Source organism: Gemmatimonas sp., from assembly GCF_031426495.1.
Taxonomy (GTDB): domain Bacteria; phylum Gemmatimonadota; class Gemmatimonadetes; order Gemmatimonadales; family Gemmatimonadaceae; genus Gemmatimonas.
The window spans coordinates 138748-154337 of record NZ_JANPLK010000080.1 but is presented as its reverse complement, the minus strand read 5'-3'; the positions used below and the strand labels follow the sequence as shown (position 1 = coordinate 154337).

The following is a 15590-nucleotide window of genomic DNA, read 5'->3' as shown; positions in this document are numbered from 1 at the left end:
CAGTCATGACTCTCACCTTCGCGCGGCTGCTCGCGCGTCCGATGCTCGCGCTACCGACCGTGTTCGCTGCGGTGGCCTCGACCGCCAGCGCGCAAGCACGTCCGCCGATTCGTCCGCTCGGTGCCGTTCACGCGTCCACCACCGATTCGCTCGGCACGATCAACAACGTACGTGCGTTGCCCGGCGGCCGACTGCTGATTAACGATGCCACGAGCCGACGCGTGCTCCTGGTGGACTCGACGTTCAAGCTCATCAGCATTGTGGCCGACTCCACGAGCAGCACGGCCAACGCCTACGGCCCGCGCTCGGGTAGCCTGATCGCGTATCGCGGCGACTCGACGCTCTTCGTCGACGCCGCCTCGCTGTCGATGCTGGTGATCGACCCTGCCGGCAAGATCGGTCGGGTGATGTCGGTGCCGCGCTCGCAGGATGCGATGATGCTGGCGGCTGGCGGACTCGGCACCGGCGCGTACTACAGCAACGGCTACCTCGTCTATCGCGGCATGCCGGGGTTCCGCATGCAGATGGGACCGACCGGTGCGCCCACCATGCCGTCGGTGGCCGACACGATGGCGATCGTGCGCGTGAATCTGCAGTCGCGCGCGGTGGACACGGTGGGGTTCATCAAGATCCCGAAGACGAACACCAACATGACACGCAGCGACGACGGGAAGATCAGCATTTCGATCGAGGTGAATCCGTTGCCGGTGGTGGACGACTGGGTCGTGACCTCGACTGGAGACGTCGCGCTCATTCGCGGAAAGGATTATCACGTGGACTGGATGTCGCCCGATGGCACGCATCGCTCGTCGCCGAAGATGGCGTTCGACTGGAAGCGTCTGTCCGATGAGCAAAAGGTGGCCCTGATCGATTCCGTGAAGGCGATTCGCGATCGCGCGGCGGCGGCCAATCCGGGTCAAGGCAACGCGATGGCGGCGGCGTTCGGCGCTGCCCTCGGCACCGGCGGCGGTGCTGGTGGTGCGGCGCCGCAGATGGTGATGCGTTTTGAATCACGCGGCGGTCCCGGTGGCACTCCGGGTGGTGGGGCGGCCCCGCAGATCATGGCACCGCAGATCAACTACGTGTCGCCGAGCGAACTACCCGACTACCAGCCGGCGTTCTTCGCGACGAGCGCGAAGGCGGACGACGACGGCAACATCTGGATACGAACCATAGCGACCAAGCCGACGCCCGGTGGCGCGGTGTACGACGTGGTCAACGCCAAGGGTGAAGTGGTCGACCGTGTGCAGATTCCGGAGAACCGCACGATCGTCGGCTTCGGCGCTGGTGGCGTGGTGATTCTCGCGGTGCGTGAAGGCATGACGACCAAGTTGGAGCGAGCGCGGGCTAGGTAGGTCTGCGAGTTCGGCAACTGCAACAGCCGGAACACGGATTGCGCCGGATCCGTGTTCCTGCTGTTCGCCGTTACCGATCCTCGAGCACCACAGCGCGCTCGGTGCTGCGACAGAGTCGTTCGTCACTGCGACAGAAGCTCGTGCGCAGCGTGCCGCGAATGGGGAGCGCTGAACGCGGAATGGTGACGGATGCGCGCTCTACGAAGTAGGCGCTGTCTGCGGTGACGGTGGGTGCGCGCAGCAGGAAGCGGCGACCGTCTCCGGCATCGATGACGGGGGGCAGCAGGGCATTCACCCGCGCGCCCGGCTCGACCGAGATGGTGACCAGGACGGAATCCGTACCGAAGGCGAGGTCAAGGTCGGGAGGCACCACGGGGCGCAACTCCGTCGGTAACTGGGGCAACTGCGGCAGCGACGTCACGATCGGCGCGTCGGCTTTCGGCTCGGGAACCGGCGCGCCGTCCCCCGCGCAGGCAGCGAGCACGAGGCTGGCCAGGACGAGCAGCGCGTGCTCACGGGTGGAGCGGAAAGTCGGCATGTCGTGAAAGATACTCGGTTTCGGTCGCCAAACCGGCGACACGGGCATGATGCCGGCCTTCCAAGAGATCGGCGGAAAGCTTGGCCCCTTCCACGTCACCCTCATACAAATCGGCGCGTACGGCGATGCCTGGCCCGACTGGCATCTCACGCCCGAGCAAGCGATCACCGCGCACAGCACGCTTCGTGGGAGCACGCTGTTGCCGGTGCACTGCGGACTGTTCAATCTCGCCTATCACTCGTGGCGCGAACCGATCGATCGGCTCACGCGCGCCGGGGCCGCGCAACAGATCACGATCGTCACGCCGCGTCCCGGTGAAGCGATCACGATTGGTAGCGTATTGCCGGCCACGTCGTGGTGGGCCGGAGCGACGCGATGAATGTCGTTTTGTTCGGCGCCACCCGGTGTTGCGTGTCGTCGTGCCGAAGCACATCACGACGACACGCATCCTAGGCCGGGCCTTCGCGCGCGCCACCTAGTTTCCGCCGGTGCGACGCGGCGGGGCCGGCAACGTTCCCTTGTTGGCCGTGGCCTTCTCGATGGCATCGATCGTGACCTTGGTGCGGAACTCCACGATCTGCTTCGCCCACTCGGTCGCCTTCTTGCGGTCGGCGAGCGAGACGCCGTTGATCGTCAGCTTCTTCGCCTTCGCGCGTGCATCGTAGCGAATGGACTTCGGATCGTCGATGAACATGTTGAGCGAGATTTCCGCATCATCGTGCAGTCCTTCGGCCACCGTCTGGTTGACGCCGAACTGCTCCATGTGCTTCGCCACGCTGGCGTAGTCGTAATACTCCTGAATGTGCGCCACGATCGGCGCACCCTGCCAGATCTTCGTGAGCGAGTCGGCCACCCAGCGCTGTCCCGACTGGTTGCCGCCGCTGTCACCGATCAGAATGATGCGAGTGAAGCCGTGTGCCTTGAGGCTATGCACGAGATCCGTGAGCAGCATGCGGAACGTCTCTTCACGCATACTGATCGTTCCCGGCGACGCCATGTGACCGCTGGCCGGACTGATGTTGCCTTCGGGCACGAATTTGACGATCGGTGCGCACAGGGCATTGCCGAGCTTCCAGGCGATCGCTTCGCAGTTAGTGTGCAGCACATAGTTGTGCTTGCCCGTCACCAACCACGGACCGTTCGGCTCCATACCGCCGGTGGCGATAATCGCCGTGGTCTTCCCCGCCTTCAGCGCGTCACGCACGTCCATCCAGGTCATCTCTTCGATCCACACCGTGTTCGGCGCGGGGAGCGGATTCACGGCATCGACGCAGTTGTACGGATTGGCGGTGCACGTACCGCCGCCTCGGTTGCGTGGATCACGCTGAGCCTCGGTTGGCGGACCACCCTGCGCGCTGGCGGTGCTGCTGAGCGCCACGGATGCCACGGCGCTGGCCAGCGCGGCGCCCAGGATCGAGACGCGGAGCAAGGCGCGGTGCTCGACGCGACGTGGAGTGCGCGAGAGAATGCCTCGGGTCATGGCGGTGCCTCGGAACAGTTGAACGGTGGGGGTACTCGGGGGTGGTACGTGACTGGATGCGAGACGATGCCGCCGAAATCGAAACTTCGCCAGAGCGGAGTGCGCGTCGAGTGCGTATAGTGTCGCAGGGCGCGTGAACGACGTGCCCCCGATCGACTCCCACCTCCCGGACCATGGCCTTCCCTGTCCGCCCGCGCGCCGTTCTGGCGCTGACATGCACGGCTGCCGTCTTCGCCGCCACGCCGCTCGCCGCGCAGAGCACGGGCAGCGCTCCCGCGTCTGCCCCCACTCTCACGCTCGCCGAAGTGCGGGCTTTGGTGGAAGCGCACCTGGTCGTGTCCGCCATACACGATTCAAGCGACAACAAGGCGGCCCAGCAGAAGAACAAGACGAAGGAGGCGCAGCTCGAGCTGCAGCAGAAGAAGCGCGCGATGATCACCGAGGCCCTCGCCAAGAAGGGGATGGCCGACTCCGTCTTCTCGAAGCGTCGCTTTCTCGTCAGCAGCAACGCGACACTGCGCGCGCAGTTCGACAGCATCCTGTCGGTTGTTACTGGCGCACCGCTGCCGGGTGTTGTCGCGGCCGCACCGCTGGCGCCGGGTGCCGTGGCCGCGTCGTCACTGCCGCCCGGTCTGGTCGGTACGCACGTGGGTCATGTGGTTTCGAGCTTCATGGACACGCCCGACAAGTCGGGCTTCCTGCCGATGGCGTTGGTCGAGGCGAAGATTGCCGCGCAGCATGCCGCCTTTGCCGCCCGCACGCCGGACAACCTGCAGTCTATGCAGACGCACGCGGGGCATGTGATTCATGCGATCGACCCCACGCAGGCGGCCAGTGGCCCCGGCAAGGGCTTCGGGATGAAGCGCGCGGCTGGCGGCATTGCACAGCACGTGGAGCTCGCGGCCAAGGAGCCGACCGCGTCGGCGAACGTGAAGACGCACGCGGTGCACATCGCGACGGCCGCGCGGAGCGCGATGGCGCGGGGCGATCAGGCGATCGCGATCGCCAAGCAGATTCAGGGGGCAACCACCGCCGCGGCCGCGGCGGCGCTCGTGTCGCAGCTGGTATCAATGTGCGATCAGCTGATCGCCGGCTCCGACAACAACGCCGACGGTCGTGTCGGCTGGGGCGACGGTGAGGGCGCGCTGCAGCAGGCGCAGGATCACATCGGGCTCCTCCTCGCGGGGGAGAAGAAGCCGTAGCGATTCAGGCGCGACGTATCAACAGGCCACGCACCGATGGCTGTTCTTGGCGCCCATCTTCTCGAGTAACTGGATCGTCTCGGGGAATGGGCGCAACCGCTGCACGGGACCGTTGGCCATATCCACCGTGGTCATGCCGTTGCGAGCCACGGCTTTCACGTCGGCGCCCTTGCTAACGAGATACTTGATCATGTCGTTGTCGCCGCGCGCGGCGGCGTGATGCAACGGCGTGTATCCGTTTACATCGCGTTGATTGACGTCGACATGGAGCACTTCCACGAGGTACTTCATGGCCGGCATCCAGCCATCGGCGGCGTGCCGATGTGAATTGCCGGCGAAACCGTTGCCATAGCCGACACCGGCGGCGGCGTGCACCGGATAAATGCCGATGCCGGGGGGCACGGCCTTCGATGCCGAGTCGATGTCGGGCGGCATCACGAACTGCGCTGGAAGTTCTCCCGGGCCACCGGCGCCGCCAGCGCCACCCGCGATTCGGGCACGGTTCGCGCGATTGGCCGCCACCGGACGAACCGACGGCAACGTATCAATCGCGCCGCGATCCTTGAGCAACTTCATCGCTTCCACGTCGACCGCATACGTGGCACGCCAGAAGGGCGTCGTTCCGTCGAGCGCTTCGAGACCGCAGTTGGCGTTGCCGCAGTTGTTGAAAGCGAAGAACCACAGGTTCTTCTTGAGACGCACGTTGGGATCCGCACCGGCGGTCAGCATCGCGTCCATCAGTTCGATGTGCGTGACCTTCTGCGTCTGCACCGCCTGCGGCTGCGGATAGCGCGAGCGCGGCGCCCACATCGTGTTGAGTGCCGCGTACAGCGGCGTGAGGCCAGCGACGCTGCCGATCTTCACATTCGCGCCGCGCTTCACGAGCGCCATCGCCAGATCGAAGTGACCGTTGATCGCCGCCATGAGCAGCGCAGTGGTGCTGTCACTCGTGGTGACTTCATCGATCTTCGCACCGCCATCGAGGATGGCTAGCGCCGCATCGATGTTGCCCTGACGCGCCGCATGATGCAGCGCCGTCATACCACCCATGCTGCCCACCGTCGCCTCGTAGCCAGCCACCTGGCCTTCGAACAGCTCGGCCGACTCGGTGGTCTTGGCCACCGGACCTGACGAGAAGAGCGCACGACCGGCTTCGATCGCCTGCTGGATCTGCGCCGGCGTGAGGTCATTCGTCGGAGGCGCGGCGACGCCGATCTTGTAGCCGCGTAACGCGGGGTCAGCTTTGGGCGCGGGTGCCGCCGCGACAGCTGGAGTCGCTGCTGCTGGCGTTGCCGCTCCTGCGGCCGCGGGCGCCGACGCCGCGACAGCCGCTGGAGCCGGAGCCGCCGCCGCCGCCGCCGGTACGGCCATCCCCGCCGTTGCCGCCGCACGATTGCGCGCGGCCGCCGCATCGGCCATCAACTTCTCAGCCGCCTTGGCCGAAGCATCAATGATCGAATCGCGCGTCTTCTGCGGCAGATACGAGAAGAGCACTTCATTGCGCTTCTTGGCTGCGGCCTGCTGACGCGCCAGCTCTTCAGTGAGATCCACCATCTTCGTGCGGATCGATGGATCGGCACCGCCGGCCAGCAGCGCACGCGCCGCCTCGCCACGATTCTCCGCCGCCGCGAACATCAGCGGCGTTTGCCCCCACGCCGATTCGCGCGCATTGGGATCGGCCTTCTTCGCCAACAACGCCTTCACCGACGCCGCATCACCGGCCGCAGCCGCGAGGTGCATCGCGGTCGCACCCGTGGCGGTGAGCGACTTCGCATCGGCGCCGGCAGCCATCAACGCCTGCACGATCGCGCCGTGTCCGGCTCGCGCGGCCACGTGCAGCGGTGCGTAGCCGCCGTTCTTCGTCGTGCCCGTGAGCTTGGCGCCGGAACGCAGCAGCAGCGCCGTCATCGCGGCATCCCCACGATCGGCGGCCCAATGCAACGCGGTCATGCCATCACCTTGGGCTACGTTCACATCGCTCTGCTGCGCGAGCAACGCGCGCACCTTCGCGATGTCGCCCTGCATCGCCGCGTCGGCCACTGAGGGTGCGACCCGGGTGGCTGGCGTCGTTTCAGACTTGGCGGCGGCCACCCGCACTACCGATTTCGTATCCTGTGCCGCCATCGGCGAGAGCGCGCCCGACAACAGCACGAGCGCACCCGCCACACCGACCAGGACTCCGTTTCGATCGATCATGGTTCGTCTCAGGCGTAGAGCGCGAACGGCGACAGACTGTCACCAAAGCTCGGCACGTCGATGTTGTACTTGTGCAGCAGCGAGAGCATCACGTCGGCCATCGGTGTGCCGTCCGGCGCGCGCAGGTGCGTGCCACCCGGCACGAACGTGCTGTCGCCACCCATCAGCAGCAGCGGGCAGCGGCGATGGTTATGGATGTTTGCGTCGGCCATCGGCGAGCCGTACAGGATCGTGGTATTGTCGAGCATCGTGCCATCACCTTCCTTGGTGTCCTGCAAACGCTGCAGGAAGTACGGCAGCATCGACATGTGATAGCGATTGATCTGACTGAACTCGAGAATCGCCGACTCGCGTCCACCATGGTGCGACGCCGGGTGAAAGCCCTTGTTCGAGCCTGATTCCGGGAACGTGCGGCTGGACGCGTCACGACCGGTCTTGAACGAGAACACGCGCGTCATGTCCGACTGGAACGCCAGCACCTGGATGTCGAACATCAACTTCATGTGCTCTTCGAACGAATCGGGCACACCGGCTGGCGCTTCAGGCAGCAGACGCTCGTCGCCGCTCACGTTCTTCGCTTCGACCTTCTGAATGCGACGCTCGAGTTCGCGCACGTTCTCGAGATACTGATCGACACGACGGCGATCGGTGGCACCCAGTTCGCGCTTCAGCGACGACATCTCACCGACGACCCAGTCGAGAATGCTGCCGTTGTCCTTGCGACGAGCCGAACGGTCGGCGTTGCTCGTGCCGGCACCGAACAGCAGATCGAACGCCGCACGCGGATTGCGGATCATCGGCAGCGGTTCCGTGGGCGAGGCCCAGCTGATCGTGTCGGTGTAGGCGCAGGCGTAGTTGTAGTAGCAGCCGCCGGCCTGGTCCAGATTCTCGATGCACAGCTGCATCGACGGGATCGGCGTGTCCTGTCCGATCTTGCGCGCGACGATCTGGTCGAACGACGTGCCGACGTACAGATCGGAGCCCTGCGTCTGCTTCGGATGCGACTGCGTGAGGAACACCGCGCTGGAGCGGAAGTGGTCACCGCCGATCTCCTGCGCGTCGAACGCCTCGGCCATGCGCACGTCGGTGTTGCTGATGATCGACATCTTGTGCTTCCACGCTTCCATCGGCGCCAGCGCGCCGTCCGGATTCAGCGTGAAGTCGCGACCGACTCCCTTTGGGGCCCACAGATACTTCGAGGCGCCCCAGGTGTTCGAGCCGGCGGCACCATGCACCGATTCAATGGTCACGAGGCGCTTGTGACCAGTGAGCGGCGCACCGGCGCCCCCCACCTTGGCCAGGAAACGGCCGGCCGGTTCCATCGCATCGAGATACGGGAGTGCGATGACGGCACTCATGTTCCGGAGGAAGGTGCGGCGAGGGAGGGCTTTCTGCGTCATGAACGACATGGGTCAATCTCCGTGGAAGTCGGATCAGTTATGAGACGCATCAGCCGAGACCGGCTCGGCGCGCTTGCTATGGAAGGCCTTGCTGTTCACCACACCCATCACGAACGACGAGAACTTGTACTTGTTGCGCTCGGCGTCACGCGTAATCGTGCGCACCGTGGTCTGATCGTAGTCTTCAACGCGACGGCCCAACGCGTACGCCATCAGGTTCTCGGTGAAGTTGCGCATCAGCGGCAACGGCCGCTTCAGCAGCGCTTTGCTGAGATCGATCGGCGTGGTCAGCGCCGTGCCGTCGTACAGCTGACCGCGCGTATCGAGCAGCGCGCCGTTCTCGCGATAGCGCAGCTTGCCGGTCACGTCGAAGTTGTCGAGCGCGAGGCCGATCGGATCCATGAAGTTGTGGCACGAGCGACAGGTCGGATTCGCACGGTGCAGTTCCATGCGTTCGCGCGTCGTGAGCTGCTTGCCTTCCTTCGATCCCTGCGTCTGTTCGAGGTCCGGCACGTTGGGCGGCGGCGGCGGCGGCGGCGTGCCGAGCAGCACTTCCATCACCCACTTGCCACGGAGCACCGGCGACGTGCGGTTGCCCAGCGACGTCTGCACCAGCACGCTGCCGTGTCCGAGCACGCCACGACGCTGGTCGTCGGCGTACGCGACTTTGCGAAAGCCTTCACCGGTCACGTTGGGAATGCCGTAGTGCTTCGCCAGTCGCTCGTTCACGAAGGTCGACTCGGCCGAGAACATCGTGAGCACGCTGCGATCGTTGCTCACGACGTCTTCGAAGAACAACTCCGTTTCGCGCTGCATGCTCTGCGCGAGCTTCAGGTCGAAGTCGGGAAAGAGGAACGCGTCGGGGTGCACCTTCTCGAGATCCTGCAATCGCAGCCACTGCGCGGCAAAGCGGGTGGCCAATGCATCCGCACGCGGATCGGCTAACATGCGCTTCACCTGCGCCTGAAACACGGCCGGTGTGTGCAGCGTCTTCGCGCGCGCTGAGGCCAGCAGGCGATCGTCGGGAATCGTGCTCCACAAGAAAAAGGACAACCGCGTGGCGAGTTCGAGATCGTCAATCCTGTAGTCGGTGCCCGCCGCCGTGGTGGTGGGCTCCTTTTCGAAGCGGAACACGAAGTACGGGCTGGCGAGCATCGCCTGCAGCCCGAGTCGCACGCCTTCTTCAAACGCGTTGTCACCGCCGTTCTTGGCGCCCTGCTCATAGAACTTCATCAAGCTCGCCTTGTCGTTCGCCGTGAGCGGGCGACGATAGGCGCGCGTGCCCAGGCGCGTGAAGATCTGCTCCGCGCAGGCGCGCTGCTGTGCGGCGGCCGTTGGTGCGCAGCTGAAGATGCGCTTGCGGCTGGGCGAGTCGGACACGCCGGTGACGCGATACGGGCCGGCGACGAACACTTCCATGAGCGGCGGCGGCTCGGTGGTGCCGGCGGCGCCGGTGCCGCTCGAAGCGCGCGACCATTCATGTGGCTTGATGAGATCTTCGTACGGTCCTTCGGCCGACTTCGCGAACGCGACGGACACTTTCCGCTGTCCTGCCTTCACCTTGATCGGTTCGCTGCGAATGAAGTCGGCGCCCAACGGCGCGTCGGCTGATTCGCCGTTGCGCGCAATACCACGATCGTAGCGCAACAGCGCCACGCGCTCGCCGTCGATGGAGATGTCAAGGTCTTCCACCGGGCGACCGACGCCGCCACCGACGTTGAGACGGAACTCGTACTCACCATCGGCCGGGAAGGTGTGCAGCAGCACCAGGCCGCCGCGCGTGCCGTACGGCGTGCCGTCCACATGATCCCACGGATGCTGCGACGCGAACGGCGACGTCTTGTACGTGGCCTGACCGACCGGCGCCTTGCGATCACCGATCGCCATGCGGCTCACGGCGGCGGCGGCATTGAGGTAGCCCTCCAGCAACGTCGGCGACAGCGATTGCACGTCGGAGATGTTGTCGAAGTTCGCGCTCTTGGTGTCGAGCGGCAGCCAATCGCCGGACGTCACTTCGAGCCCGAGCAGGTCGCGGATCACGCGCTCATACTCGGGGCGATTCAACCGCTGGAAAGTGCGCGTGCCGGGATTCACCGGCGCCGCACCATCGACCACGCGTTCGAGCGTTTCCACCAGCGCATCGAGGGTGTCGCCGGTCGGGCGCTTCGATCCCGGCGGCGGCATCATCTGCGCGCGCAGCTTGCGGATCATCTTCTCCGAGGTCGGCAACGCGGCATTGGCCGACGTCACCGAGTAGCTCTTGAGATCGAGATTACCGCGACGCTGCGTGGGATTGTGGCAGCCGGCGCAGTAGCGCTGCACGACATCGTCGAGCGCACCCATCGTGATGCCGCGCGCACCGGCGGATTCGCGCGTGAACGCGCGCCCCGTGGTGTTGGTGGCGCGCATCGGATGCAACACCGGATGCGTGGCGGGCATGCGGCCGTTGGGCCGTGTGCCAGTCGTTGTGGACACCGACGTCGCGCCTGCAGGGCGCGAGGACGGGGTCGTGGATGTGGTGATGACCGGATCGGACAACGGCGAGGACGATGCCATCATCGTCACCGACGTGATCATTCCAGACAACGCGAGCAGAAGCTTCATGCCGGCTACTCCTGAAGACTGCGACGTACGATGACGTCGCCCAGCCAACTCGTTCGATGATCCGGCAGGAAGGGGGCCGGATATCCATGAAAATTACGTCGGGATTGTGAAAGTCGCTGAGAATCGTTGCAATGCACGTGCTGACGATCGTGACCCGCGAACAACGCGCGGTGACCGTCTAATAGACGATCACCGCGCGTGACATGGTTCAGTTCCGTAACCGAACGTCAGTGCATGGCACTCTGCGCCGTCGGCAGCAGCACCGCGTACAGCACGTCATGCACCGGCGGGCACGCCATGCGCACGTCCGATGCGCACCACGGCGCCCGTTTGCGCTTCGAATTCCGACGGGCGGGCGGCCATGAGATCGCGTTGCAGCGACGTCGAACCGTCCGCCGGCAGACTATCGTAGCGGGCCCAGACGCGGTCGATCGCGTCGGCTGGCCACGTGACACCAACGGCCCGACCCACGTTTCGCACTTCGTGCAGCGCCGCATCGAGCAACGCCCGCGACGCCGGCACCGATCGTACGACACCGAACGATACGCGCGCCGCGGCGCCGACGGCGCCGATGGGCTCGATGAACAGGAATTTCTCCCACTGCGCCACGCCCATGTCGTCGGGCATCTGCGCGACCAGTCCGGCACCACGCAGGGCCTCGGCAAACCGGGAGATCTGCGCGTAGGCCGCCGAATGCACCGGCGCACCGGCCCGTGGGCCGAACTCGATGATCGGCGTCACGGCCGTGTGGCGGATGTGCCCGGGGGCCACCTGCTCGACCAGCACCCGACCCAGCCCCTCGAGCACGTTGGCCTCACCCAGCTCGGCGGCCAGCAGTTGGCTGGCCTCGACCCCGTTCTGGACGGGAATCACCGCCGTGCCTGGCCCGACCAGTGGCCGGAGCGAGGGCGCAAGGTTCGCGATCTGCGTGGCCTTCACGCACACGAGTACCACGTCGACGACACCTACCGTGGCGGGATCATGGGTCGCCTGCACCGAGGGCAGCGTGAGGTCGCCGTCGATGCTTTCAAGCACAAGGCCGCGTGCCTGCAGCGCCGCCAGCGTGGCGCCGCGCGCGATGAAGACCACATCGTGGCCAGCCTGCTGCAGACGGGCACCGAGCACGCCGCCGATGGCACCCGCCCCGACGACGGCGACGCGCAGCCGATCCAGCTGGCGCGCCGCCGTGTCGGTATTACTCACACGCACTCACGGCTTGCCGATCGAGAAGCCGGCGATGTGCGCATCGGTGTTGTGACCCATGCGGAAACCGACCACGCCATCCGTGCTCTTGAGCTTGCCGGCGGCCACCAGCTCGGTCTTGCTGTAGCTGGCCACTTCGGTGCCGTTGATGATGCACGAGACCTTGTCGCCCTTCACCTGCATGGCGATTTCCTGCGTCACCGGCTTGCCCTTCGCTTCGGCCTTGTGCACGGCCTCGCTGGTGCCGCCACGACCGTTCATCTGGAACGGTGCCGGGCCCATGCCGCGCACAATGAAGTTGCCGTTGCCGTAGGCGGCGCAGTACAGGTAGCTCTCGTTGTCCGTCCCCATGTCGTTCCCGCCCATGACGATGCCGTACGGGTGCGGATGGTTGTTGAGGCCCATATACTCGCGCTCGGAGAACGTGGCCTTCACGACGTAATCGCCCTTCCCCTTCATCTCGGGGTTCCAGTACGTGATCGCCGGGCCGGTCGTGGCGTGCATTCCCGGGCCCATCGCCACGAACTTGGCGCTGTCGACGGTCAGTCCAGCCTTCGCTTCTTTGCCGTCTACTTTGCCCATCCAGCCTTTCATCTGGATGCCACCCTTCACGGCGGTGGACTTCTCCATCTCCTGCGCCTGCACGAGCTGTGGCACGAGGGCGAGGGCGGCGGTCGCGAGCGCGACCTGCATCGTACGCTTCATCGGAATACTCCTGATGTGATTCGGTGGGACCGACCGCGAATGGCGGCGAGTCGGCATATGTGAATGTTTGCGCAGGGAATCGATTGGCGATAGGGTAGGGCGTATTCCGAGACCCGGTTGTGTCACATTCGCTGGAGATTTTGATGCCCGTCCTAACGGAGCGCCTCATCAATCGGCCGGTCTGGTTCGATTTGTCGACGACCGACCTCGCCTCCGCCAAGGCGCTGTACGCCGAGCTGTTCGGCTGGACGTTCGGCGACTCACCGGCCGAGCTGGGCTTTTACACCATGGCTTTTGCCAAAGGGATCCCGGCGGCGGCGATCGCGCCGAAGATGCCGGGACAGGAGACCGCCCCGGTCGCCTGGACGGTGTACTTCGGCGTCACCGACGCCGACGCGACGCTCGCCCGCATCACGGCCGCCGGCGGCACGGTGATGGTGCCGCCCATGGCGATCCCGCCCGACCTGGGGCGCATGGCGATCGCGATCGATCCCGGTGGCGCGGTGTTCGGCCTCTGGGAGCACGGCTCCTTCACGGGCGCGGGCATTGAAGGCGAGCACGGCGCGATGGCGTGGACGGAAGTCGCGTGCCGCAATGCCGCGGCCAACGCGGCGTTCTACACGGCGGTGTTCAACCTCACGTCGCAACGCCTCCCCGGCGACGCCGTCGAGTACTACATCCTCCACGACGGCGAACCCGCCGTCGCCGGCGTGATGCAAATGGACGCCGCCTGGGAAGGCATCCCGCCCTACTGGATGCCGTACTTCGCCGTCGACTCGCTCTCCGCCGCCAATGCCGCGCTCGTGAGACACGGCGGCAAGATCGTAAACGGGCCGATCCCGAGTCCGTACGGCAAGATCATCGTGGCCCAGGATGCGCAGGGGGCGGTGTTCTCGTATATGAGCGAGAACGATTGACCGCTTGTTGCGAACAGCAACGGCAACAGCAACAGCGGGAACACGGAGTCGACGGATCGCACCGATCACACAGATAAGCAACCGCTTGATGAAAAGCGCGCGGTTCATCGCCGTTCGTTTATCTGTGTGATCGGTGCAATCCGTTCACTCCGTGTTCCCGCTATTAGCGATCCTTCAGCACACGGAAATCATCGGTCCAGATGATGCGGCGCAGCTCGGCCTTCGGGCCGAAGTTCAGCAGCAGCCCGATGTTGCAGTTCGACGCTTTGAGATAGCTGATCAACTGCGCTTCGTGCGCGGCGACGATCAGTTCGCAGGCTTTCAGCTCGACAATCACTGTTCCTGCCACGACGAGATCGGCCCGAAACTCACCGAGTGCGACGCCCTCGAGGATGACGGGGAATGCCACCTCGCGCGCGAAATGCATCCGACGCTTCGCCAGGTAGATCGGCACTGCATTCGCATAGATGCTTTCCGGATAGCCCCAGCCGAGCGCGTTGTACGTGTCATAGAACGCGCCGATGATTTCGTGGGTGATGTCGCCGTGCAGCAGTTCGATCATGGCTCGTAGGCGAAATGAAAACGGGCCGATCACCCGGTGGTGATCGGCCCGTTCACTCTGCCACAACGCCGTCAGCGCGGCGTCACGATGAGCTACTTTTCGCCGCTGGGCAGCTGCGGGACGCCCGTCGCGCCGCTGGACTGCAGCAGGCCGACGCCGGTGTACACGACGAGCTTTTCGCGCGTGTCCATGATGTCGAGATTGCGCATCGTGAGCTGACCGATGCGATCGAGCGGCGTGAAGAAGGCTTCGCCGCGCTCCATCGTGAGGCGCTCGGGCTTGTACGTGAGATTCGGGCTGTTCGTGTCCATGATCGAATAGTCATTGCCGCGACGTAGTTCGATCGTCACGTCGCCCGTGACCGCTTTCGCCACCCAGCGCTGCGCCGACTCGCGCAGCATCAGCGACTGCGGGTCGAGCCAGCGGCCCTGATACAGCAAGCGGCCGAGCTTCTTGCCGTTCATGCGGTACTGCTCGATCGTGTCTTCGTTGTGAATGCCCGTGACCAGGCGCTCGTAGGCGATGTACAGCAGCGCGAGACCCGGCGCTTCGTAGATGCCGCGGCTCTTCGCTTCGATGATGCGGTTTTCGATCTGGTCGGACATGCCGAGTCCATGACGACCGCCGATCACGTTCGCTTCCATGAACAGTTCGAGTGCGCTGCCGAATTCCTGTCCGTTGATCGCGACCGGATAGCCTTCCACGAACTTGATCGTGACCGTCTCGCGCTGCACCTCCACGTCGTCGCGCCAGTGCGCCACGCCCATGATCGGCTGCACGATGTGCATGCCCTTGTTCAGGAACTCGAGATCCTTTGCTTCGTGCGTGGCGCCCAGAATGTTCGAGTCGGTGGAGTACGCCTTCTCGGTGCTCATCTTGTAGTCGAAGCCGCTCTTGATGAGATACTCCGACATCTCCGTGCGGCCGCCGAGTTCGTCGATGAACTGCTGATCGAGCCAGGGCTTGTACACCTTGAGTGACGGGTTCGTGAGCAAGCCGTAGCGATAGAACCGCTCGATGTCGTTGCCCTTGAACGTGCTGCCGTCGCCCCAGATGTTGACGTCGTCTTCACGCATGGCCGCCACGAGCATCGTGCCCGTGACCGCGCGACCCAGCGGCGTGGTGTTGAAGTACGTGGCGCCGGCGGTGGTGATGTGAAAGGCGCCGCACTGCAGCGCCGCCAGTCCTTCGGCCACCAGATTCGCGCGGCACTCGATGAGCCGGGCCTTCTCGGCGCCGTACGCCATCGCCTTGCGCGGGATCTCGTCGTAGTCCGTTTCGTCGGGCTGTCCCAGGTTCGCCGTGTAGGCGTACGGCACGGCGCCCTTCTCGCGCATCCAATGCAGGGCGGCGCTGGTGTCGAGACCACCGGAAAAGGCGATGCCGACTTTTTCGCCGACAGGAAGTCGCTGCAGGATATTGGCCACG

13 protein-coding genes are annotated in these 15590 nt (G+C 65.1%); 4 read left to right on the top strand and 9 right to left on the bottom strand.

The window, feature by feature from the left end:
• Positions 1–5: 5 nt before the first annotated feature.
• Positions 6–1355, top strand: coding sequence for a hypothetical protein (locus tag RMP10_RS20615; RefSeq protein WP_310571969.1), 1350 nt, complete (start codon positions 6–8; stop codon positions 1353–1355).
• A gap of 70 nt (positions 1356–1425) precedes the next feature.
• Here RMP10_RS20615 and RMP10_RS20610 read toward each other — a convergent pair whose 3' ends face one another.
• On the bottom strand, positions 1426–1893 hold the full coding sequence (locus tag RMP10_RS20610) for a hypothetical protein (protein ID WP_310571968.1): 468 nt from the start codon (positions 1891–1893) through the stop codon (positions 1426–1428).
• Positions 1894–1903: 10 nt separating this feature from the next.
• Here RMP10_RS20610 and RMP10_RS20605 point away from each other — a divergent pair, with 10 nt between their 5' ends.
• Complete coding sequence (locus RMP10_RS20605; protein ID WP_310572018.1) at positions 1904–2272, top strand: MBL fold metallo-hydrolase; 369 nt, start codon at positions 1904–1906, stop codon at positions 2270–2272.
• 96 nt (positions 2273–2368) lie between these two features.
• Here RMP10_RS20605 and RMP10_RS20600 read toward each other — a convergent pair whose 3' ends face one another.
• Positions 2369–3373, bottom strand: coding sequence for a creatininase family protein (locus tag RMP10_RS20600; RefSeq protein WP_310571967.1), 1005 nt, complete (start codon positions 3371–3373; stop codon positions 2369–2371).
• A gap of 173 nt (positions 3374–3546) precedes the next feature.
• Between RMP10_RS20600 and RMP10_RS20595 the strand changes: the two genes are divergently transcribed.
• Complete coding sequence (locus tag RMP10_RS20595) at positions 3547–4575, top strand: hypothetical protein (protein WP_310571966.1); 1029 nt, start codon at positions 3547–3549, stop codon at positions 4573–4575.
• Between the two features lie 18 nt (positions 4576–4593).
• On the opposite strand, the gene RMP10_RS20590 is transcribed toward RMP10_RS20595, so the two are convergent.
• The 5 genes from RMP10_RS20590 to RMP10_RS20570 form a co-directional block, all read right to left on the bottom strand.
• Positions 4594–6771 carry an ankyrin repeat domain-containing protein gene (locus tag RMP10_RS20590; protein ID WP_310571965.1) on the bottom strand — a complete coding sequence of 726 codons (2178 nt, stop codon included), beginning with the start codon at positions 6769–6771 and terminating at the stop codon, positions 4594–4596.
• 8 nt (positions 6772–6779) lie between these two features.
• A complete protein-coding gene (locus RMP10_RS20585) occupies positions 6780–8180 on the bottom strand; it encodes a DUF1552 domain-containing protein (protein WP_309669615.1) in 1401 nt (466 codons plus the stop codon).
• A 24-nt stretch (positions 8181–8204) separates the two neighbouring features.
• Positions 8205–10775 carry a DUF1592 domain-containing protein gene (locus RMP10_RS20580; protein ID WP_310571964.1) on the bottom strand — a complete coding sequence of 857 codons (2571 nt, stop codon included), beginning with the start codon at positions 10773–10775 and terminating at the stop codon, positions 8205–8207.
• Positions 10776–11051: 276 nt separating this feature from the next.
• On the bottom strand, positions 11052–11978 hold the full coding sequence (locus RMP10_RS20575; protein WP_310571963.1) for a 2-dehydropantoate 2-reductase: 927 nt from the start codon (positions 11976–11978) through the stop codon (positions 11052–11054).
• A 6-nt stretch (positions 11979–11984) separates the two neighbouring features.
• Positions 11985–12683, bottom strand: coding sequence for a hypothetical protein (locus RMP10_RS20570; protein WP_309669618.1), 699 nt, complete (start codon positions 12681–12683; stop codon positions 11985–11987).
• 143 nt (positions 12684–12826) lie between these two features.
• On the opposite strand from RMP10_RS20570, the gene RMP10_RS20565 reads away from it, so the two are divergent.
• On the top strand, positions 12827–13600 hold the full coding sequence (locus RMP10_RS20565) for a VOC family protein (RefSeq protein ID WP_310571962.1): 774 nt from the start codon (positions 12827–12829) through the stop codon (positions 13598–13600).
• A 163-nt stretch (positions 13601–13763) separates the two neighbouring features.
• Here RMP10_RS20565 and RMP10_RS20560 read toward each other — a convergent pair whose 3' ends face one another.
• Entirely contained in the window at positions 13764–14162 is a 399-nt protein-coding gene (locus tag RMP10_RS20560; protein WP_310571961.1) for a GxxExxY protein, read from the bottom strand.
• A 92-nt stretch (positions 14163–14254) separates the two neighbouring features.
• Positions 14255–15589 (bottom strand): argininosuccinate synthase, encoded by a 1335-nt coding sequence (argG, locus tag RMP10_RS20555; protein ID WP_310571959.1) that lies wholly within the window; start codon positions 15587–15589, stop codon positions 14255–14257.
• Position 15590: the final 1 nt, after the last annotated feature.